Origin of the sequence: Marinibactrum halimedae (assembly GCF_021234875.1) — a bacterium.
Lineage (GTDB): Bacteria > Pseudomonadota > Gammaproteobacteria > Pseudomonadales > Cellvibrionaceae > Marinibactrum > Marinibactrum halimedae.
Window position 1 is genome coordinate 80040 of the sequence record NZ_JAJQVM010000004.1, and the last position, 21894, is coordinate 101933.

The window sequence follows — 21894 nt, forward strand, 5'->3', positions numbered from 1 at the left end:
ACATTCATTTAATTTAGAAAAATTCACGCGCACCATGAATTTCACCCACTCCAAATTGGCACCATATATATCAACAATATTATTCACGCCAATTCCACAAAAACTAACAGTGTTTTTATAAACTCAAACTCACTGCACCTAGATGCTTTTCTTCAACAATCAAATCTGTCATCGTTCCCCTTGGCTGACATAGCCAATTTCACAAACTAAAAGAGATGCACATTCTCAAATGCATCGATTAGAGGGTCTATTTATGTTTAAACGAAAAGTCAGTGCCATTGCATTATCGGCACTATTACCGACCGCCGCATTAACGGCAGCAGAATATAATAGCAGTGCATTGTGGTCGAATCACACGCCAACCAATATCAAAACGGCGACCACCTTTGGCGGAAATGAAATTAAAGGCTTATCGAAATTTAGAACACTCTCCACTGAGCCTAACGATTTAATTTCTTTACTTAACCAAGCTCCCAATCGCAACCAAAAAGGTGAAGGTGTCGTAATTGACTTACCTTTACCCAATAATAATTTTGTACGATTTCGAGTATTCGAAGACAGTATTCTTGAGCCAGAGTTGCAGAAGAAGTTTCCACAGTTGAAAACTTACTGGGGTTACGATGAAAGCAATCCGAAAAATCGTGGTCGCTTTGATATTACCGAACATGGCTTTCACGGCATGTTTACTTATAATGGGGAAACAGTGCTTATTGACCCCGGCAACCAGAAGAATCAATATTTAAATTATCTGAAAAAAGATGCAAAAAAAATTGAATCATTCACTGACGAAGTACTTAGGGAAAAAGTTCACCTGGATATACAGACACCTGAGATTGGTATACAAGCAGTGGATGACCCCGATGGTCTCTTACGAACCTATCGTTTAGCGGTTGCAACAACCGGTGAATTCACTCAGTTTTTCGGAGGCAGTGTTTCGGATGGTTTATCCGCAGTTGTAACAACCATCAACCGAGTGAACGAGGTCTATGAAGTGGATTTAGCCGTCCGCTTAAATTTAGTAGCCGATAATGATGAACTGATTTACACCAACCCGAATACCGATCCCTATTCCAATGGCAACGGCGATTTAAATTCCAATACTCGAAATATTAATTCTGTTATTGGCTCTGGTAGCTATGACATCGGTCATATCTTTCAAACCAGCGGTGGTGGCGTTGCTGGCTTAGGTGTTGTCTGTGGCAACAGTAAAGGCCGGGGCTTAACAGGATTGAATAATCCTGTGGGTGACCCCTTCTATATCGATTATGTTGCCCACGAAATTGGCCATCAATTTAGAGGTGAACATACCTTTAACGGTACAAGCCGAAGTTGTGGAGGTGCGAATCGCTCATCGGGTTCTGCCTACGAACCAGGCAGTGGTGCCACCATTATGGCCTACGCCGGCATTTGCGATGATGAAAACTTGCAGAACAATTCTGATCCATATTTCCATACGCACTCCATCACACAAATCAGCAACTTTATTGAAAATGGCGGCGGACGTAATTGCGCCAGTATCAGCAATACTGGAAATAACCCACCCGTTGCCAATGCAGGTAATAATTTCACCATTCCTGCCAATACGCCTTTTACTTTGACGGGTTCTGCAACAGACAGCGATGCCGGTGACACCGCTTTATTAACCTACGTTTGGGAGCAATATGATTTAGGTAGCTCGTCAAGCAGCCCAGCGACAATGGTGGATAATGGTAACCGTCCCATTTTCCGATCGTTCAACCCGACATCAAACCCCAGCCGCACTTTCCCAAACTGGGACGATTTAATTGACGATACCTCGACACTAGGGGTTTCTCTGCCAACCACAAATCGTGATTTAGATTTCCGCCTGACCGTCCGTGATACAAATGGCGGCGTTTCCATTGATGACATGACGGTCTCCGTTGTCAATACGGGCAGTGCTTTCACCGTCACTACACCAAGTTCAGGGCAAGGCCTCACTGCAGGGGCTGTGAATACCATTACTTGGAATGTAGCCGGCACTACCGGTAATGGCATTAACTGCTCTGCTATCAATGTCGATTACTCAACCAATAACGGGGACAGTTTTTCTCGTATTGCCAGTGGTGTTAATAATATTGGCTCAGCTGCCGTTGCGATTCCTAGCGGTGATACCACGAGTGGTAGATTGCAATTAAGCTGCGCTAACAATCTTTTCTTTGCGCTATCCGATCGATTCTCTGCAGATTCAGACACAACCCCTCCCCCGCCTCCACCCCCTCCTACCGATGAATGCATTAATTTAGAAAATGTCACTGCATTCAGTAACCGTAATGACGGAACCTTCACTGCAAATGATTGCACTATCGAGTTAAACGGAAATATCTGGAGAGCGACAACAGAAACCTTTACCGTTTCTGCTTCAAGCCGATTGGAGTTTGATTTCTCAAGTAATGAGATCGGGGAAATTCACGGTATTGGTTTAACACAAGGATCTGGCGCTTCGTCCAACCGTGTATTCAAACTGGCTGGCTCGCAGAATTATGGTATTGACGATTTCACCTATAACGGTGGCACTCAGTCATTCAGTATTCCTGTTGGGCAATATTTTACCGGCAGCGGATTCCGATTGATTCTGGTAAGTGATGATGATGCCGGCGGTGCGGGCTCACAGAGTGAAGTGATGATTAGTAATGTCAGATTAGTTGATTAACTTTATTGCATTTCTTAAAAATAAAAGCCTAGTGGTTTTTCACTAGGCTTTTGCCAATAGAAACTATTTCCAACGATCCCACGCATCCATCACTTTTATCGAATAACGATAACTACCATAACTGCCATTATAGTAAGCCAATTCCAATCTTTACACTTCTTTAATTTTTTCGTCTTTTGAATATCAGAACATTAATAAAGCCATTTATATCGGTTTTGCTTGGTGCATCAAACAGGTAATCTTGCCCCAATGTTTACCTAGTGGTAGTCTGATTAGTCCTCAAACAAATAGTTGCCTGAACAACTCATTTGCCTTGCAGGATGCTTGAGAGATTCGTTTATACGTAAACTCTCGCGAATATTAAAGATTAACGGAGCCCCAGACATGGACCCTTTTGAAGTTGCGATTATTAATTCTCTAAACCCACCAAGGCCCTTCGAACCACACAATGAAACTGGTAAGAAAGTTATTTTAAGTGGTATCAGTCAAGTTTTTCTTGATAAATTAGGTATTTCCGATCCCTTTGAATCAGAACGAGTTCATCAACAACTTCGTAATTTATCGGGTTATCATATCCAACATAATGGCCAATACAGAGCCTCGGTGGTAAAAGCCCTAGCACCTACTTTTTCGAGAGCTTTACCTGGAGATAAAAGATTACCTGCATTATCAAATAACAGTCACTACTTAGAGCGTCGGCCAGAGCAAGTGTCATACAGAAATGGATTGCATCGGGTTTGGGTAGGACCATATGAAATAGTGTATACCATTGGGGATATGCACATAGACGTTTTACATATAGGTCGAAATGAAGCAGAACAAAAACGACTTGCAAAAGAAGAAAAGCCTACAATGTACCTTATCGCCAAAGATGATAAAGGTCTTTGGAGAATCAAACACGCTGATGTAAATAAAATTAATACAAAATATGCCGCAATTAATGGCCAATCTAATGATTTAGAAAAAGCTACTTGGTTGATGGGCCGCTACCTCGAACACCATTATGGGGCATCTGAAGTTCGTGAATACACCTTATTCCATAACCCCAGTGAAGGCGGTGGATGGGATACTTGGGAATCTAACAGAGATAAAATAGGAGGGCTGCTCTCTACACCGATTTCTAGGCAATTTAGCGGTGTGCTAGAGGCCAACCAACATAACGACAACGCGATTTCTTGGTTAGCCCACAGTCAAGGCACCATTATTTTTACCCAAGCGGTAAACCTCTACAATCGAGGCCGCTCAAGAAGCCGAATTGTTGGTGCCATCAACAAGATAAGAGACGTATCCTATGAAGGCACCCTTAACAATCACTCAGCTATTTTCCAAGGCACAGCAGCACATGTGGCAACAGCAAGACAAACCCTAGCCAAAGCCGGTATAACCCTTCAACTTGACCACTCACACCGTTATGACCTTGTTAACCAAGTGATTGGATTAAACTTCTTAACCTCCGGCGATGCTGTGGGTGCCATAGGCTCGTTAGTGTATTCAAGGCATGTCTTTAGTGGCACTGTAGGGCAAAGCCCCCATACCTATTACACGGACGACGCCAAGTGGCATGCTCATATGATGAATGATAAGCACGGAAGAGGCTATACTGCCATTCAACAAATCTTTAACAAAATCGAGCCTACAGCGACCAGTATACAAAACGCCACAATTGAAGTCGCCCAAATACTGAGCAGAATGGTATAGGTATTTTTTATGTTTCAATGGATTAAAAAAGCTTTTTCCACCCCCCGCATTGAGGATTATAAACCTCATAAATTAATGCCTAGAGTAGTAGATATATCAGGGGTAAAGTTTCATTTTTCTATGCCTGAAAATTTCAGCTTAGATATGCCGGCAGATGACCTGGTTGAACACGTTAACCTATCACAGTATGAAAATATGGCAGAAAGTGGCGCCATACAGTTGATGAAGCGTTGGTGGGATTTTTATAACGGTAAACCTCACCCCAGAAATACGGTGGGCACCCTTATGCTCTCTCTGGATATCTTAAAAAAACCGAGTAATATTGACGGCTCATTATTTTCACATGAGCCAATGGTAAATTCCATTCACCAAAATACATTACGAACTCATGAAGTTTCCACGGCGGAAGAAGCACGTCAAAAAGGAATTGAAATCCCAGAATCTACATCAGAAATGCGTGAATTTAAACGTAACGGCTTTAACTGGGTAAATGGTTTTGAAGGGTATGTTGGCAATTCCATGTCTGGTGTAAATATCTTTTACACACCGGTCTCTGAAAATTGGTATCTAAGAGCATGGTTTCTTTTTTCTATAGGCGATAGAAAATGCTACAACTTTGCTTATGATTGTGCACGATTGGAAAGATTAAGAATACTCGATTCATTCTGCTTAGACTTCCCCTTTTCAATACCAGAAAGAGAAGCAGTAGAGAATCGCCCCTCGTATTTACCACCAAAAGAACAGATAGAAAAGACAGAAAAAATACTAGAATCAATGAGAAGTTTGAGAAAGAATAATTAAAATTACTAACGTTAAGCAGCACCATGACCCAATGGTTTAAAAGAATTTTTTCCACCCCCCGCATTGAGGACTACCAATCTCATAAATTAATACCTAGGGCAACCTTACTATCATCATGTCTCTACCCCTAAAAATAATGAAAATGATTCATTACCTCCATCAAAAAGGATATAAAGATATTTACTTGTATTCTGGCATGTCACCCAGTGGCATGCATTGGCGGTATAGCATTGGCAAAATAAAAAATGGTTATTGGTCGCCAGCAGACAGCATTGTGGCTGGCAGCACTGGGGTTTCTGGCAGCGTAGAATGGTCTGAAGACCACTCTTCCGTTGAAGTCTTATCTGAAAATTTTATATCGCACTACAAACTAGGAACGGAAGATCAACGGGAAGACGAAACGCCCTATTCAATATGGTATTCGCAGTTATTAAAGATGTTAGATAAGGATGAAATGTTGATTTTTTATGCAGACTATAGTGCCCACATCAATATTTACTAAAGTATGCACCGGGTTATAAGCGAAAAATATTTTAACAGCACCAATCATGAGCAACCAATGATTGAATACAAAATACCAGAAGAAAAATCAACTCTCTTACAATACGCACAATATCTTAACGATGAGAGAAGTAGACTGATCATCCAGCGTGGCATTCTAAAAACTCAGGAAGAGGCAATACACCTTGCCAATTTTTATTGGAAGATGGTTCGCCTCTCAAATGAAAAAGATCAAATCAGTAATGAAAACAGCACTTATATCATGGAAAAAATCATGATTACGTTAATGGCTTTTTTTCGATCTTCGAATTTTGAAAGGGAGTGGGACGAAGTACTGGATAGTGTTTAGCTTTTCACTCAAAAATACACACGTCTACTTCCAACGATCCCACGCATCCATCACTTTTATCGAATAACGATAACTACCGTAACTGCCATTATAACGAGCCAAGGCTTCTGGCCAGCGGCCCTTAGATCGGTCTAGGTAATGTTTAAGAATGGCGGTGCCGTATTGTAAGTTGGTGTCTAAATCGATGAGGTTATCGTCCGGGCGGCCAATTTCGTTTTTCCAAAATGGCATGACTTGCATCGCACCCATCGCACCCGCGTGAGAAACCGCATAGGGGTTGAAGGCACTTTCTACTTCAATAACCGCCAACACCAACTCTGGTGAAAGTTCTTGCCGAGTGGAATAACGGTGGACTTTTTTGAGGAAGGTTAAACGTTTTTCTGGATTTTTAATAAAACGCTTTAGACGGCCCGACATGGCAACCAACCAGACTTCGGCGTCGAACCGATCTTGAAAACTGTCGGACTCTTGAATGGTATTCAATAAAAACTGGCGTAATTGTGGGTCGACTTTTTGATCCGGTGGCGTCCCGGCGGCTTGAGCGAGAAAAGGCAAACTCAGTACACCGAACAGGATTAACGCACTACGAAAAAACACGTTGATCGTTCTTCTATTACTGAGTTTGCCCACAGCCATTAACCGATTAACTGAGTACGTAAAAGGCTCACGATGTCATCCACGGAGACATCTTGCTTATCGGCTTCACGGCGGTTTTTATACTCAACGGTGCCACCTTCCAAACCTCGGTCTCCCACCACAACGCGATGAGGAATGCCCATTAAATCGGTATCGGCCAGCATAACGCCCAAGCGCGCTTTAGGCTCATCCATGTAAATTACATCAATGCCCGCAGCCGTTAATTCTGCGTAGAGGGCTTCACAGTTTTCTGCCACCGCTTCGGATTTATGAAGGTTAATCGGGATTAACGCCACTTGGAACGGTGCGATCGCTGCAGGCCAAATAATGCCTTTGTCATCGTGGTTTTGCTCAATGGCCGCCGCCACAATGCGAGAAACACCAATACCGTAACATCCCATAACCATGGGTTTCTGCTTGCCGTTTTCATCCAAAATGGTGGCGTTCATGGCTTCGGAATATTTCGTTCCCAGTTGGAAGATATGGCCGACTTCAATACCACGCTTAATATCGATCACACCGTTGCCGCACGGGCTTGGGTCGTTGACTTGAACGTTACGCAAGTCTTCAATGCGGCCCAAGGCAATATCACGCTCCCAATTTACGTTGGTAAGGTGAACGCCGTCTTTGTTGGCGCCACAGCAGAAATCCGCCAACACCGCTGCAGAACGATCGACGATAACCTCAATCGCCTCACTCACCCCAACAGGGCCTAATGAACCGGGAGCGGCACCAAATTCCGCCTGAATACGCGCTTCTGGGGCAAAGGCGAGAGGGCTGGCTACGCCCGGTAACTTCTCGGCTTTAATTTCGTTCAGCTCATGATCCCCACGAAGAATCAGAGCAACGAGTTTTTGCTCGCCCTCGTCATTGGCTTCGCCCATTACCACTAAGGTTTTCACGGTTTGCGAAGGATCGAGCTGCAAGAACGCGGCGACTTCATCAATCGTACGCTGATCTGGGGTGTCGACTTCAGCCATGGCCGCCCCTGCTGCTGGACGCTCGCCCACTGGGGCTAAAGCTTCGGCCAATTCCACATTGGCGGCGTAGTCGCTTTCTGAGCTGAACGCGATGTCGTCTTCACCGCTGGCAGCCAAGACGTGGAATTCGTGAGAGGCAGACCCACCAATGGAGCCGGTATCGGCCAAGACCGGGCGATAGTCCAACCCAATGCGATCGAAGATGTTGCAATAGGCTTGATGCATCTCGTCGTAGGTGGATTGCAGGCTATCGAAAGACGCGTGGAAGGAATAAGCGTCTTTCATCAAGAATTCGCGGGCACGCATCACACCAAAGCGCGGACGGGTTTCGTCGCGGAATTTGGTTTGAATCTGATAAAAATTCGCCGGCAATTGCTTGTAGCTGTTAATTTCACTGCGAATGATATCGGTAATGACCTCTTCGTGAGTCGGGCCTAAGCAGAAATCATTCGTGTGACGATCTTTCACTCGCAACAGCTCACCGCCATATTGCTCCCAACGGCCCGATTCCTGCCATAACTCCGCAGGCTGCACCACGGGCATAAGTACCTCTTGGGCCCCTGCTGCATCCATCTCTTCACGAACAATGGCTTCCACTTTTCGCAAGACGCGTAACCCTAACGGGAGCCAGTTATACAAACCCGACGCTAATTTACGGGTCATCCCCGCGCGTAACATCAGCTGATGGCTGACCACCACGGCATCTGAAGGGGTTTCTTTTAACGTAGCAATAAGGAAACGACTGGCTCGCATTGTGATTATTCATCTCTTGGTTAAACAGAAGAAGACGCCCGGTTTATTCGTTACTCAACGCAGGCGATGCCGTTATACGCATCAACCCGGTGCTGGGTGTCAAAGAAACCTATTTGGCGACGTTTTTTTAGGCAAAATAGTTGCCCAGTCAAAAAATAGCCGCTTATTTTAAGGCGCACCGAAGCGGCTGCATAGTGCGAGAACCGAGTTATAGCAATATTGATGCACTTTACCGGATACCGTGAGTCGCCAATTGCGGACTTTAACTATAAGATGAAACCAAGGCGATTATCTCGTCATAAACCATAACGACGCCGGCACTACCCCTGTCGGCGATGACTCATAACTCTGCTCCACAACCTTGGGGCTTAGGTGATCCGCTTTCTGGATAAAAAGGACAAGACGAAAAGGCCGCAAACCCAACCGTCTCACAGGGATGACGATACACGAAGGCAGATGCAATAAGAGATTTATAAGGAGCCACCATGTTTACTTTGCACCCCACCCTGGAAAAAGACACTGTGATTCTGGGCCACTTCCCATTATCGCTGGTGTTGTTAAGCAAAGACAGCCGCTACCCCTGGTGCATACTGGTACCGCAACGCAGTAATGTACGAGACATTCATCACCTCGACTCAGAAGATCGACGCCAACTGATGGAGGAGTCCTGCTACTTGGCCGAATCCATGGTATCCATGTTCGCCCCAGACAAAATGAACGTTGCCGCTTTGGGCAATCAAGTGCCACAACTTCACCTTCATCATATCGCGCGCTTCAAAGACGATGCCGCATGGCCAAATCCGGTTTGGGGCGCGCACCCACCTCTTGCGTACTCCGATGAAGAATTAAACAACCGGGTTTCTCGATTGCGCAGTGCCCTTGCAGGGCAAGAGTTTATCGTGAGCGATGTGGCTCCTGAGCCTTCTACGCAATTTAATCAGACCATTGAGACCTGAGTTAATCAAAGCTTAAGTTAGACCATACATTCGGAGCAGGTTCTTCCTGCCCGATTATTCTTTAATACAACAACTTGCCTTATCTATTGAATAACGTTTACTCTCACGTATTCATAAGTCACAAACGGTTTCAAAATTGTTTGAGGCATTACGTTTATTCCTCAATGTTCTTTACCCCTAGGTTTATCACCATTAAGTTTATTACCCACATGGATTATTGTATGAAAACAGTATCTAAGATCTTGTTGATCTTTTCTTTCTTTTTAGCCGGATGCACCACCACCACCACATTTGAGACTGTTCAGTCAGACGTTAGCTTACGCATTAACGAAAAGGCGTCATTTGATGTGTCGGGTAATACCAGCCGTACTTATGCCACCACCAGTTTTGGCCAATTTAAATTCAAAGCAGAAAAAGAAGGTATGGAGCCTATGTACGGCATCATGCCATTAAAATTTAATGGTGGGTATTTAACCGCCGATATCTTATTTTTTGCACCAGCCATGTTCTACAACTTAAGAGAAGTCTTTCCGTACTATCAGTTTGATGTAGAGAAAAAAGAGGTTCGCTACAAAAAAAGAGAGTCCGACGGCTGGATGATTTACAAACCGAAGCCTGAAGAAGTTGAGCACGCAAAAGCCTATTTTGGAGTTCAATAACTTCTCCACAAGCAAATAAAAAAGGGGCAAACGCCCCTTTTTTATTTCTAAAGAACAATAAGAAAAACCATAATTTTCTTAATCGTTCGTTACAGAGAGATATACCATCGTTTGATTCAAAAGCTGATAAGCGACTTCACCAAAGGTAATCGGCCCAACCAAATCCTGAGTTTTTTTGCCTTCTAATTCAGAGTACAAGAAATTTAAAATACAATTACAGGAAAAAGCCACCTTTTCATCATCTGCCGAGCTCATGGCTTTATCAAATGCAGAAACGTAGTCACCAACGGGTTCGGCAAATCGATAGCTCATATCGGCAAAAACAGGTGCGTACAAATCCACTTTATTATCAACTTCATTAACATTTTGTACACTCACATTTACCATCACACCGGAATAATCTGCAACCAGTGGCAAGCAAGTATCAATTTTATTTTCTAGAATGTATTGCGCCAGGTTCGCAGGTTTGCCATCAATTTTACAGTCACCCACTGAAAAACCGGTTTCATTAAATGTAATTGAAGGACCAGAGCCGGGTTGAAATAAATTTACGGTATTCACACTGGCCATCTGATGCTCTGGTAAAGGCACATGCATAACAACAGCATGCTGTTCACTCAATTGCCCACTGGCTGGCCCAAAACCTGTTTTTGCAGACGATTTTCCTAACTCATCTAAATGCACCCCAGCAATCCAACCAATAATCGGGGAGAAAAACATATTCGGAAAATTCGGTGCATTGTGAGCGTAATTAATATGAACTTCCGACGTCGCCGGAAGAATCACCAAACTAAAACCTTGCTCCGGCGCCTCTTGGGCAATACGAGATATAGTGTTGGAATCGTATAACGTTAAACGAGGTGGCTGATTTGATGTGATACCTTCAATTTTTGTTACAAACAATTTACCTTGTGTAACCACACCTCCCTCTTCCCCCATAAAATAGGGAATGGTTCCGGCAATCCAATTACCCGCAGGCAGTTGACTCAACAATTTTTCGTCAGCGGCAATCATCAAATAATCGCCGTTATTTATAGACTCTTTAACGGTATCGACATCAAGCAACCGGTTTGAGAATGAAACTTCTTTATCTATTGCCATAGTGAGGCTCCCTATGTTTAAGGAGTGTTATTGGTTGCTGGCACGTTCGAGTACAAAACGCAATTCATCGTGCATTAAGCGTTGGTTTTGCAAAAAGAACGAGCGTAATTTTTGTGCAGCACTGCGTTCTGTATTTAAGTCATTTGAACTAAATACACGGGTGCGCAATTGCGATAACAGCAGCTTATAAGCCATTTGATTGCCCGGAAGAAATCCTTCTTCGCGTAAAATACGAGACCAAATTCCATGATCTGCATCAGGCAAAGACAACTCACCACCGGGGCTGATTGCACTTATCGTTTCTCGGCTTAGTACCTGATTAATAAATATAAGTTCTCGCTTTAAGCTTCTGGCATTTTTATAAAAAAATTGTCGTATTTCACTGACTACCGACTGGCGAATTTCGGTACTACCAACTTCAAAGCGGGGGCGTAATTTGGACAACATCAACCGTAAAGGCAGGTTATCCGAAGGCACAACCAAACGCCCTGCAATAATATGTTGCCAAATTTTATTTTGGGTGCCAGGCAGAACTAATTTTCTGCTCGGTGCAGCCGTTGCTTTAGTACTTGAAGCCGCTTTTTGAGCTCCGGTTAACAATGCACATTCTTGCTTTAAACGCTGTGCGTTTTGAACAAAGAAGGATCGTAGTTCAAGCACCGCTTGCTGAACATCCTGAGCATCTGTTCCCGACATCGCCCTTAATTTTAGCTTAGATAAAAGCAATTTTAAGGGTAAAGATTTTGTTTTGACATGAACTTGATCTAGCACGATACGGCGCCAAATAGGATCCGACTCTGAGGGCAACGCAACACGAGCAACTTCTCCTGACGCACTCAAGTCTTCCAGAATTTTACTCACCGTTTCGACATTGATTTGACATAGTCGAGCAGTAGCATCTGCGTCTAGACTTTTTGCCTGAGCCATAGCAACAAGGCTTTCTAGTTGATGTGTATACGTTTTATTGACCCGTCCTAAAAAGCTAGGCGCTGAAGCAGACTCCAAAACCGATGCATCATCCGGCATGGGTGTATTAATAAAGATGGTATAACGACCAAAACGAATATGTTGCCATTCACAACGTTTTACGTTTTGATTTTCTTGCAAACTCGACTTGGTAATAAAAGACAACAATGGCTTCTCTGTAGCCTGGGAAATAGCAATATTAACCCGCTCTTTTTCCTCATCCAATTGAATGTCATTAATAGTCCAAGGAGAGTAAATACCTATGATTTGTTCTAATTCTTTACGCTGCAGTTTTTCCATTGGAAAAGCTCCACTATCATCAAACAAAACAGGAATAGCGCCCTAGTAACTCTGCGTCATCATTCTATGCAGTACTTTTTGTCGTACTCTATTTCTCGTACTCTATTTCTCGTACTCTGTTTATAGTACTTTACATAGCACTTCTATCTAGGTGTACTTCGATCTTGTAGTACGCCCAAAAAACCACTCTACGTTGTGCACTAAATCCCTGATCAAAACCCGCAACACTGAAATTACTTACTTATCGCCACGCGTTTTCTCAAGAGCGTAGATCATGAGAATCATCCTTAACACATCTACGCGTGCGTTATGGTACATTAATATGAATAATATATTTTTACTTAATAATAATTATAAATTTGGCGCAAAATTCATTTTTACACTTTAAAAAGCTTTAAAAGATCACAATCCTCTTTTCTCGCCTTCAACTTCGATTCAAGAGATTGAATTCGGAAATACCCAGCATAGATACCTATCTTCAAACAGTTATCTTGAATACGTCTATCTTAAACCTTAAACAAACTGGCACTGTGAAACACACACTGCTAGCTTATGCATAATTGTGGGACGGTGAGATTACGCAGAAATGCGACACAGCGCCAGAGCAACTTCACATTTAAAAAAGAATGGCACTCATCAAACAATTTATGGCGCAAAATAAAACAAATAAATTCTTTAGTGAAAAAGAAATTAAATTAAGAAAAACCGTTAGGAATCAACAAGATAAAAGAAGAAAAAAATAGGCATAAAAAAACCACCGTAATAACGGTGGTTTTTACAACAAAACGACGCTTGCGTTATACGCTTGCTAACGCATCGTTTAACGTTTTACTTGGGCACATTGCCGCCATCGCTTTTTCGTCGTCTGGCAAATAATAACCACCAATATCAGCCGCTTTCGATTGCGTTGCATTAATTTCAGTTAAAATTGCTTGCTCCCCAGAGGCCAATTTTTCCGCCAAAGGTTTGAATTGAGCTGCCAGTTCAGCATCTTCCGTTTGAGAAGCCAACGCTTGTGCCCAGTACATCGCCAAATAAAAATGGCTGCCACGGTTGTCCAACTCACCGGCTTTACGCAATGGTGACTTGTTGTTATCGAGCAAGGTTTCTGTAGCACCGTCCAGTGTTTTAGCCAGTAATGCCGCACGAGCATTGCCTTGTTTTACACCGAGATCTTCCAATGATACGGCCAACGCTAAAAACTCACCTAATGAATCCCAACGTAGGTGACCCTCTTCAACAAATTGCTGAACATGCTTCGGTGCAGACCCACCAGCACCAGTTTCAAATAAACCGCCTCCGGCCATCAAAGGTACGATAGACAACATTTTTGCACTGGTACCTAACTCCATGATGGGGAATAAATCAGTAAGGTAATCACGCAGAACGTTACCGGTGACAGAAATGGTGTCTTGACCACGAATCAAGCGCTCCATGGTGTAACGAATAGCCTGTACTGGCGGCAAGATTTGGATGTCTAAGCCATCAGTATCATGTTCTTGCAAGTAGGCATCTACTTTCTTAATTAACTGCGCATCGTGTGGACGTTCTGGGTTCAACCAAAAAATCGCAGGCATTCCCGATAAGCGAGAGCGAGTCACAGCCAACTTCACCCAATCGCGGATTGGCTCGTCTTTGGCCTGGCACATACGCCAAATATCACCTTCTTCCACATCATGCTCAAGCAGCACATTGCCATCTTGATCGATGACTTGAACGTGACCATCAGCGACCATTTCAAAGGTTTTATCGTGTGAGCCGTATTCTTCTGCTTTTTGCGCCATCAAACCCACATTTGGCACGGTGCCCATAGTTGCAGGGTCAAACGCACCGTGAGTTTTACAGAAGTTGATTACTTCTTGGTAAATTGTCGCGTAGGTACTTTCTGGGATTACAGCTTTGGTATCGTGTAACTTCCCATCTGGCCCCCACATTTGACCGGAGCTACGAATCATTGCGGGCATGGAAGCATCCACAATGACGTCCGATGGAACATGAAGGTTCGAAATGCCCTTATCGGAATTGACCATTGCCAATGGTGGACGATCGGTGTAACACGCGTTAATGTCGCGCTCAATCTCCGAACGCTGAGACTCTGGTAACGTGGAAATCTTATCGTACACATTGCCCAAACCATTGTTAGGGTTAACCCCCAACTCTTCAAACAGTGTTGAATACTTTTCAAACAATTCTTTATAGAAGACTTTCACCGCATGACCGAAAACAATCGGGTGAGAGACTTTCATCATGGTAGCTTTGACATGCAACGAGAACAGTACGCCGGTTTTTTTGGCATCTTCAATTTGTTCTTCAAAGAACTGACAAAGTGCTTTTTTACTCATGAACATGCCGTCGATGACTTCGCCATCCAACAAATTGACACGCTCTTTTAATACAGTTTTAGCGCCTGCTTTATCTGTAAATTCGATGCGAACATGGCCCGCCTTTTCAACGGTTACCGACTTCTCACTGGAGAAGAAGTCACCACCGCGCATGTGGGCAACATGTGAGCGAGAAGCCTGGCTCCATGCGCCCATGGAGTGTGGGAATTTCTTCGCGTAATTTTTTACCGCAACGGGGGCACGACGATCTGAGTTTCCTTCACGCAAAACCGGGTTTACTGCACTCCCAAGCACTTTGCCATAACGATCACGAATGGACTTTTCTTCATCGTTAGTAGGCTCTTCGGGAAACTCAGGTACCTTGAAGCCTTTTTCATTCAATTCTTTAATCGCTGCACGCAACTGAGGTACAGATGCACTGATGTTCGGTAATTTAATGATATTGGTTTCAGGAGCTTGGGTTAATGCACCCAGCTCCGACAATACATCAGCGATTTTTTGATCTTCTGTCAAATATTCTGGAAAGTTGGCCAAAATACGGCCAGCGAGAGAAATATCGGCAGTTTCAACATCAATATCAGCAGCGGAGGCAAAAGTTTTTATGATGGGGAGGAGGGAGTATGTTGCTAGAGCGGGGGCTTCGTCTGTTTTCGTATAAATAATCTTTGACTTTGATTTAGCCATTATATACCTCGAATCTAAGATAGATCGCTACTGCGTTGTAGTTGATCGCAATTGGTTAAACACACTTCGAAGACTTTGGGTTACGCATTAACGTCTTCGCGCTATTTATTTGCCATTGTGTGGCTATTTATCGTTATAGGTACCGTTTTTATCATGGTATCGCTTGATGCCGATGAAAAGTGTATATCATCTTTGCATCATCGTGGTGTGAAGCCGCCAATTTACCGAAGCCAAAAACAACAAAACCCTTGAAAGATTAGCGGGAATTGAAGCGCAACGATGAAAAATCAACCAGCCGTTTACCCACTCTACCTCTCCGTTTATCCACCAGACACCCGTGCTTAATCACTCTAGTCCGTGGGGTACCGTTTTTACTCGTAGCGACGTTTTTATGGTGGCAGTACAAGTAAAAAACAAGGTCAGAATCTGAACATTAACGAACCCGCATTATACAGAAACTTCATCATTCAGAAAATTCGCCGCTTTCATTCCACTCAATGATCCATTGCATGTCACTCCACATTCCATTGATGACTCAACGTTTCTGATTTAGAAAAACAAAGAAGGTTGAAACGCAAAAAGCAATTCGGCACTTGAATGATTAAAAATCAAACTAAACAAACGTTTGAAATAGATTTAATTACCCCAGTTTATTCCTTTCTTGCCCCATTTTGTTCCAATTCTACTTTTGCTTTTACGAATATTTAGGCGCCTCATCATAAGTCACTCAAGCAATATTCATTGTCCTATCAACTGAGTCCTATCAACTGAAACACTCCACGCGAAAGAGGTTTTTAAAATTAAAACAAATATTAAACAATTCTTTTTATGTAGATTTTGTATTTGTTAGGAAAGCCCCTTCACAGTAAATTCTAACAGATTGACGTTGACGTTAACGTTAACTTTTAAATCAGCAACCGTTTTAAGACCCAGAGATTAGTGAATCGTACGCTAATCAATAATCGCAAGTTGATTAAAACGGTAGCTATCACGTTTGCGCCTTAAAAAGTAAGCACTCACAAGGTGTTAAGAAGATACCAAAAGACAAACAAGAGGGCCTTATTACAGAATGAGTGATACCCATACTATTTCTCAACTTGCGCAAGAGTTTGGCATTACCACTCGCGCTATTCGCTTTTATGAAGAGAAAGGCTTATTGCAACCTAAGCGTGTGGGTACACAACGTGTGTTTCATCATAGCGATCGAACACGTTTAAAACTGATTTTACGAGGAAAGCGCTTGGGGTTAAGCCTGGAAGAAAGTGCAGAAATCATTGGCATGTATAACCCTGAAGGTAACAATCGAAAGCAATTACAAGCTTTGATTCAAGCCATTCAACTAAAGCGCGAACACTTACTACAGCAACAAAAAGAGTTGGCAGACTTGCTTTCAGAATTAGATGCCGCAGAAGTGCAATGTTCAAAAGCACTTTTAAAGGAAGGTAAACCTGCACGCAAAAATGCGAGACCCAAAAGCAGTACAGAAAAAAATAACACCATAAAAAACACAAGACGAAAGTCGTAAAAACGAGACGAAAGTAGTACTCGCTCACCATCCTGAATGAGGAGACACCGTCACAATGACTGCATCCATGCACAACGCTAGTTTTCATACCCCGTCTTTGCATTTTCCGCTGGGGGAATCCATCGATCTTTTACGGGATACCTGCCAACGTTTTGCCAGCGCTAATATCGCGCCGTTTGCCGACGAATACGATCGCAATAATGGGTTTCCCCGAGCGCTATGGCGTCAACTGGGTGAATTAGGCTTATTAGGCATTACCGTCGACGAAGATTTCGGCGGCAGTGGAATGAATTATTTAGCACACGCCGTCGTCATGGAGGAAATTAGCCGAGCCAGTGCCTCGGTGGCACTGTCTTACGGCGCCCACTCCAATCTCTGCGTGAATCAAATTTTCCGCAATGGCCGTCTCGAACAAAAACAACGCTATTTGCCCAAGCTCTGCTCGGGTGAACACGTAGGTGCGCTGGCCATGTCTGAACCCGGTGCAGGCTCCGATGTGGTTAGCATGCAATTGACCGCACGAAAAGAAGGTGATCGATTTATCCTCAATGGCAACAAAATGTGGATCACTAATGGCCCTGATGCCGATGTACTGGTGGTGTATGCCAAAACTGATAAGCTGGCAGGCAGCCGGGGTATTACCGCTTTTATCATTGAGAAAGATTTCCCTGGTTTTTCAACCGCTCAAAAGCTCGACAAATTAGGTATGCGAGGCTCAGCGACTTGCGAATTGGTTTTTGAAGACTGCGAAGTACCCGCAGACAATATTTTAGGAAAGGAGAACGAAGGCGTCGCGGTACTCATGTCGGGGCTGGACTACGAGCGCGCCGTTTTGGCGGGTGGTCCAGTCGGGATTATGCAAGCCTGCCTAGATGTGGTGGTGCCCTATGTTCACGAACGAAAACAATTCGGGAAAAGCATTGGTGAATTCCAATTAATGCAAGGCAAACTCGCTGATATGTATGTCGAAACCAATGCCAGCCGTGCTTACCTCTATGCAGTCGCGCAAGCGTGTGATCGAAACGATCCCTGTCGAAAAGACGCAGCGGGTGTCATTTTATTTACCGCCGAACGTGCGACACAAATGGCATTACAAGCCATTCAGGCATTAGGCGGAAATGGCTACATCAATGATTACCCCACTGGTCGTTTATTACGGGATGCCAAATTGTATGAAATTGGGGCAGGCACCTCTGAAATTCGTCGCATGTTGATTGGCCGAGAATTGTTTGAACAAACGGCTTAACGCTGTGACTGCCTAATCGATGTTAAAAGCCGCAAGCCTTTTATCACAGTGAAAATAGTCAACCATGAAAATAGTCAACCGATGTAAGGCGTAAAAATAAGGAGGGTGAAGGTATGCCCAAGCTTGAATCAAAAATAGACACTCATGGTGTTAATTTTAATTACAACCACGCGCACATGCGAGCGCAAATGGGTGAACTACACGAAATTCTCGGACAACTTGCCCAAGGTGGAGGGCCTAAAGCCCAAGAAAAACACTGCAACCGAGGAAAGCTCCTCGCCAGACAACGCATTCAACAGTTAATTGACCCAGGCACGCCTTTTTTAGAATTCTCGGCGTTAGCCGCTTGGAAAGTGTACGAAGAAGATGTCGCTTCCGCCGGCATCGTTACCGGGATTGGTATTGTGCACGACACGCAATGCATTATCGTGGCAAACGACGCCACGGTAAAAGGCGGTACTTATTACCCCCTAACCGCCAAAAAACATTTACGAGCACAAATCATCGCACAAGAAAATCACCTGCCCTGTATTTATTTAGTGGATTCTGGAGGGGCGAACTTGCCTCGACAAGATGAAGTATTTCCAGACCGTGATCATTTTGGCCGAATTTTTTTCAATCAGGCCAACATGTCTGCTCAGAATATTCCGCAAATTGCCGTCGTCATGGGGTCTTGTACTGCTGGCGGTGCTTATGTCCCTGCCATGGCTGATCAAGCCATTATGGTTAAAGAACAGAGCACGATTTTTCTGGCAGGCCCGCCGCTGGTAAAAGCAGCCACAGGCGAAGACGTTACCGCAGAATCTTTAGGAGGCGCCGATGTACACTGTCGGCAGTCTGGCGTGGCGGATTATTACGCCGATAATGACAAACATGCTTTAAACATCGCTAGAGATATTGTTGGCAATTTAAATCGTTGCACCAAAACAAAAGTACTACGCAAAGCGCCCGTTGCTCCAGCGTATCCTACCGATGAAATCTACGGTGTCGTCCCCTCAGACCCTCGCCAACAATTCGATGTAAGAGAAATTATTGCGCGTCTAGTCGATGGTTCCGTATTGGATGAATTTAAAGCCCTTTATGGAAAAACCTTGGTTTGTGGTTTTGCGCATATTGATGGATACCCTGTGGGCATCCTGGCCAACAATGGTATTTTGTTCAGTGAATCTTCCTTAAAAGGCACGCATTTTATTCAGTTGTGCAATCAACGAAAAATTCCCATTTTATTTTTACAAAATATCACGGGTTTTATGGTGGGTAGTCGTTTTGAATCAAGCGGTATTGCCAAAAACGGGGCAAAATTGGTGGCAGCGGTGTCGACATCAAAAGTCCCGAAAATCACCATTATTATTGGTAATTCTTATGGTGCAGGTAATTACGGCATGTGTGGCCGAGCCTATGATCCGCGCTTTTTGTTCATGTGGCCGAATGCTCGAATTTCAGTCATGGGAGGAGAGCAAGCTGCCGAAGTACTCACTCAAGTGAAGCGAGCACAAAAACAAAAAAACAATGAACCCTGGAGCCAGGAAGACGAACAACGATTTCGTGAACCCATCATAGAGCGCTACCAGCAACAAGGCTCGGCTTATTATGCTTCTGCGCGGCTGTGGGACGATGGTGTCATTGACCCGGCCAATACCCGTACTATTATCAGCCAATGTTTGCGTGCTTGCGTAGAACTGCCTGAAGAGGTTGACATTGAAACGTCATCCAGCAGTATTTACCGTATGTAAACATCGTTTGAGAAAAATTTATGACTAAACTCACCAGCGCTTCAACTCAAGAATCAATGGCAGATTCCACTACCCATGCACAGCCCCATACGCAATTATCGATGGGTGAAAATGGCGTTGCTACTCTTTGGTTCCAACGACCCCGTCAACACAATGCCTTCAGTGATGAGACCATTGCGGAAATTAACGCACATCTCGATCACGTTATTGAACATAATCAAGCTCGCGTTTTACTCATTCAAGCCGAAGGCAAAAGTTTTTGCGCCGGTGCAGATTTACAATGGATGAAAAAAACCATCAGTTACAATCAAGAAGACAACTTTAATGATGCCCGAGCATTGGCGCTAATGTTAGATAAACTGAATCGTTTATCGATTCCGACGATTGCAGTGGCACAAGGCAATGCCTTTGGCGGAGGGGTTGGTGTACTCTGCTGTTGCGATATGGTCTTTGCCAGTACCGATGCGCTATTTTGTTTTAGTGAAGTAAAATTAGGATTAATTCCCGCGACTATTTGCCCACATGTGGTTCGCGTGATTGGCGAAAGAGCCGCAAGACGGTATTTTTTAAGTGCCGAGTCATTTACCGCGACCACAGCCAAAGCCATGGGGTTAGTCACACACCTTGCCGATGCCAAAGAGCTTCATACGACTGCTCAAAAAACCGCTCAGACTATTGCCAAATATCCACCCAATGCGTTAGCCGGCACCAAAGCGTTAGTACACAAAATTGCCGCCGACCCCATGGCACCCGATGTGGTTGACCTCACGGCCAGCACCATTGCCAAAGCCCGCACCAGTGAAGAGGCCCAAATCGCACTCGGGAAATTTTTAGGGCAAAACATCAGTGGTGAAAATATCGAACCCCAATAACGAGGCCTGTATGTTTGATCATATGCCGGAATCCGTCGAAATCGTCGAAGTCGGCCCACGGGATGGACTGCAAAACGAGCAAACCTGCTTATCACCGAGTGAGCGCGCGCAGTTTATTCGAAAGCTCACCGATACCGGTTTAACGCACATTGAGGCGGGCAGTTTTGTGAATCCTAAACGTGTACCGCAATTGGCCAATAGTAACGAGGTTTTTTCCCAACTCGACAAGTCCCACACACATGTGGTGTACAGTGCGTTGGTACCGAATGAAAAAGGCCTACAAGCGGCCATCGAAAGTGGCTGTAAGACCATCGCTATTTTTACTGGAGCCTCTGAGACGTTTTGCAAAAAAAACATTAACGCCAGTATTAAAGAAAGCTTTGATCGTTTTACCCCCGTTATCACAGAAGCAAAAGTACAGAATATATCGGTAAGAGGCTATTTATCTTGTATTGCTGGCTGCCCGTTTGAAGGCGAAGTCTCTCCTCATAAGGTCATTGACTTAACATGGCAATTACTTGAGGCCGGTTGTTACCAGGTCTCACTCGGTGACACCATTGGTACGGCTTCGCCAAAACAAATCCAGAGTATATTGATTGCCTTAACGGAGCCAATTCGCCAAGGTAAAATCGCGGTGCACTTCCATGATACCTATGGCCAAGCGATTACCAATATTTTTGCCGCTCTACAACTGGGTGTACAAGTCATCGATAGCTCTGTCGCCGGTTTAGGCGGCTGTCCTTTTGCCGCCGCTCGATTACAATCGTTGGCCTCACAAAATGATAACCAAAATAACGTTTGCCAAAATAACAATAGTAAAAAAAGCAGCGGACAAAATAAAGTCTCATTAAGCCCCGGAAATGTGGCAACGGAAGATGTACTCTATCTATTAGAGGGCCTCGGTATTCATACTGGCGTTAACCGTGATCATGTTATTGATGTAGGGCATTGGGTTTGTCAAAAACTTCAACGCCCCAATCAAGCCAAAAGTGTTATTTAACCTTCTTCAATTGGATTTTTTAGCTATCGTTTTTAACTATTATTTTTAGCTACAGTTTTAAACTACAGACGTTCCTAAAGACTATATAGCCAAAAAATCTTTTCTAAACCAACTTAAATAA

Annotated in this window: 17 protein-coding genes; 12 read left to right on the forward strand and 5 right to left on the reverse strand. The window is 43.9% G+C overall.

Annotated elements, in window-relative coordinates; translation table 11 throughout:
• The first annotated feature begins 253 nt into the window (after positions 1 to 253).
• The 5 genes from LU351_RS03725 to LU351_RS03745 all read left to right on the forward strand — a co-directional run bounded on the left by LU351_RS03725 (position 254) and on the right by LU351_RS03745 (position 6020).
• On the forward strand, positions 254 to 2671 hold the full coding sequence (locus LU351_RS03725) for a reprolysin-like metallopeptidase (protein WP_232592693.1): 2418 nt from the start codon (positions 254 to 256) through the stop codon (positions 2669 to 2671).
• 384 nt (positions 2672 to 3055) lie between these two features.
• Complete coding sequence (locus LU351_RS03730) at positions 3056 to 4369, forward strand: hypothetical protein (RefSeq protein ID WP_232592694.1); 1314 nt, start codon at positions 3056 to 3058, stop codon at positions 4367 to 4369.
• Positions 4370 to 4378: 9 nt separating this feature from the next.
• Entirely contained in the window at positions 4379 to 5170 is a 792-nt protein-coding gene (locus LU351_RS03735) for a hypothetical protein (RefSeq protein WP_232592695.1), read from the forward strand.
• 142 nt (positions 5171 to 5312) lie between these two features.
• Positions 5313 to 5672 (forward strand): hypothetical protein, encoded by a 360-nt coding sequence (locus LU351_RS03740; RefSeq protein WP_232592696.1) that lies wholly within the window; start codon positions 5313 to 5315, stop codon positions 5670 to 5672.
• A gap of 57 nt (positions 5673 to 5729) precedes the next feature.
• Positions 5730 to 6020, forward strand: coding sequence for a hypothetical protein (locus LU351_RS03745; RefSeq protein ID WP_232592697.1), 291 nt, complete (start codon positions 5730 to 5732; stop codon positions 6018 to 6020).
• A gap of 24 nt (positions 6021 to 6044) precedes the next feature.
• Here LU351_RS03745 and LU351_RS03750 read toward each other — a convergent pair whose 3' ends face one another.
• Together LU351_RS03750 and LU351_RS03755 are read right to left on the reverse strand one after the other, a co-directional pair.
• A complete protein-coding gene (locus LU351_RS03750) occupies positions 6045 to 6617 on the reverse strand; it encodes a lytic transglycosylase domain-containing protein (RefSeq protein WP_232592698.1) in 573 nt (190 codons plus the stop codon).
• A 38-nt stretch (positions 6618 to 6655) separates the two neighbouring features.
• Complete coding sequence (locus LU351_RS03755) at positions 6656 to 8389, reverse strand: proline--tRNA ligase (protein ID WP_232592699.1); 1734 nt, start codon at positions 8387 to 8389, stop codon at positions 6656 to 6658.
• A gap of 485 nt (positions 8390 to 8874) precedes the next feature.
• On the opposite strand from LU351_RS03755, the gene LU351_RS03760 reads away from it, so the two are divergent.
• Entirely contained in the window at positions 8875 to 9345 is a 471-nt protein-coding gene (locus LU351_RS03760) for an HIT domain-containing protein (protein ID WP_232592700.1), read from the forward strand.
• Positions 9346 to 9566: 221 nt separating this feature from the next.
• Entirely contained in the window at positions 9567 to 10004 is a 438-nt protein-coding gene (locus LU351_RS03765; protein ID WP_232592701.1) for a hypothetical protein, read from the forward strand.
• A 78-nt stretch (positions 10005 to 10082) separates the two neighbouring features.
• Here LU351_RS03765 and LU351_RS03770 read toward each other — a convergent pair whose 3' ends face one another.
• From LU351_RS03770 to LU351_RS03780, 3 genes are all read right to left on the reverse strand, one after another.
• Positions 10083 to 11105, reverse strand: a complete 1023-nt coding sequence (locus LU351_RS03770; RefSeq protein ID WP_232592702.1) for a DUF6976 family protein — start codon at positions 11103 to 11105, stop codon at positions 10083 to 10085.
• Between the two features lie 27 nt (positions 11106 to 11132).
• Positions 11133 to 12371 (reverse strand): hypothetical protein, encoded by a 1239-nt coding sequence (locus tag LU351_RS03775; RefSeq protein ID WP_232592703.1) that lies wholly within the window; start codon positions 12369 to 12371, stop codon positions 11133 to 11135.
• A 797-nt stretch (positions 12372 to 13168) separates the two neighbouring features.
• Complete coding sequence (locus tag LU351_RS03780; RefSeq protein ID WP_232592704.1) at positions 13169 to 15397, reverse strand: NADP-dependent isocitrate dehydrogenase; 2229 nt, start codon at positions 15395 to 15397, stop codon at positions 13169 to 13171.
• A gap of 1069 nt (positions 15398 to 16466) precedes the next feature.
• Here LU351_RS03780 and LU351_RS03785 point away from each other — a divergent pair.
• The 5 genes from LU351_RS03785 (at position 16467) to LU351_RS03805 (ending at position 21773) form a co-directional block, all read left to right on the forward strand.
• Positions 16467 to 16922, forward strand: a complete 456-nt coding sequence (locus LU351_RS03785; RefSeq protein WP_232592705.1) for a MerR family transcriptional regulator — start codon at positions 16467 to 16469, stop codon at positions 16920 to 16922.
• A 55-nt stretch (positions 16923 to 16977) separates the two neighbouring features.
• A complete protein-coding gene (locus LU351_RS03790; RefSeq protein WP_232592706.1) occupies positions 16978 to 18168 on the forward strand; it encodes an isovaleryl-CoA dehydrogenase in 1191 nt (396 codons plus the stop codon).
• Positions 18169 to 18281: 113 nt separating this feature from the next.
• The gene (locus LU351_RS03795; protein WP_232592707.1) at positions 18282 to 19901 is read left to right on the forward strand and encodes a carboxyl transferase domain-containing protein; all 1620 of its coding nucleotides are present in this window, start codon (positions 18282 to 18284) and stop codon (positions 19899 to 19901) included.
• 20 nt (positions 19902 to 19921) lie between these two features.
• The gene (locus LU351_RS03800; protein WP_232592708.1) at positions 19922 to 20773 is read left to right on the forward strand and encodes an enoyl-CoA hydratase-related protein; all 852 of its coding nucleotides are present in this window, start codon (positions 19922 to 19924) and stop codon (positions 20771 to 20773) included.
• A 10-nt stretch (positions 20774 to 20783) separates the two neighbouring features.
• Positions 20784 to 21773, forward strand: a complete 990-nt coding sequence (locus LU351_RS03805; protein WP_232592709.1) for a hydroxymethylglutaryl-CoA lyase — start codon at positions 20784 to 20786, stop codon at positions 21771 to 21773.
• Positions 21774 to 21894: the final 121 nt, after the last annotated feature.

Bases quoted from the DNA above. Each gene is read 5' to 3' on its own strand.
- LU351_RS03725 (WP_232592693.1), top strand. From the start codon at position 254: ATGTTTAAACGAAAAGTCAGTGCCATTGCATTATCGGCACTATTACCG.
- LU351_RS03765 (WP_232592701.1), top strand. From the start codon at position 9,567: ATGAAAACAGTATCTAAGATCTTGTTGATCTTTTCTTTCTTTTTAGCC.
- LU351_RS03745 (WP_232592697.1), top strand. From the start codon at position 5,730: ATGATTGAATACAAAATACCAGAAGAAAAATCAACTCTCTTACAATAC.
- LU351_RS03770 (WP_232592702.1), bottom strand. From the start codon at position 11,105: ATGGCAATAGATAAAGAAGTTTCATTCTCAAACCGGTTGCTTGATGTC.
- LU351_RS03755 (WP_232592699.1), bottom strand. From the start codon at position 8,389: ATGCGAGCCAGTCGTTTCCTTATTGCTACGTTAAAAGAAACCCCTTCA.
- LU351_RS03790 (WP_232592706.1), top strand. From the start codon at position 16,978: ATGACTGCATCCATGCACAACGCTAGTTTTCATACCCCGTCTTTGCAT.
- LU351_RS03760 (WP_232592700.1), top strand. From the start codon at position 8,875: ATGTTTACTTTGCACCCCACCCTGGAAAAAGACACTGTGATTCTGGGC.
- LU351_RS03795 (WP_232592707.1), top strand. From the start codon at position 18,282: ATGCCCAAGCTTGAATCAAAAATAGACACTCATGGTGTTAATTTTAAT.
- LU351_RS03735 (WP_232592695.1), top strand. From the start codon at position 4,379: ATGTTTCAATGGATTAAAAAAGCTTTTTCCACCCCCCGCATTGAGGAT.
- LU351_RS03730 (WP_232592694.1), top strand. From the start codon at position 3,056: ATGGACCCTTTTGAAGTTGCGATTATTAATTCTCTAAACCCACCAAGG.
- LU351_RS03780 (WP_232592704.1), bottom strand. From the start codon at position 15,397: ATGGCTAAATCAAAGTCAAAGATTATTTATACGAAAACAGACGAAGCC.
- LU351_RS03800 (WP_232592708.1), top strand. From the start codon at position 19,922: ATGACTAAACTCACCAGCGCTTCAACTCAAGAATCAATGGCAGATTCC.
- LU351_RS03785 (WP_232592705.1), top strand. From the start codon at position 16,467: ATGAGTGATACCCATACTATTTCTCAACTTGCGCAAGAGTTTGGCATT.
- LU351_RS03740 (WP_232592696.1), top strand. From the start codon at position 5,313: ATGATTCATTACCTCCATCAAAAAGGATATAAAGATATTTACTTGTAT.
- LU351_RS03775 (WP_232592703.1), bottom strand. From the start codon at position 12,371: ATGGAAAAACTGCAGCGTAAAGAATTAGAACAAATCATAGGTATTTAC.
- LU351_RS03805 (WP_232592709.1), top strand. From the start codon at position 20,784: ATGTTTGATCATATGCCGGAATCCGTCGAAATCGTCGAAGTCGGCCCA.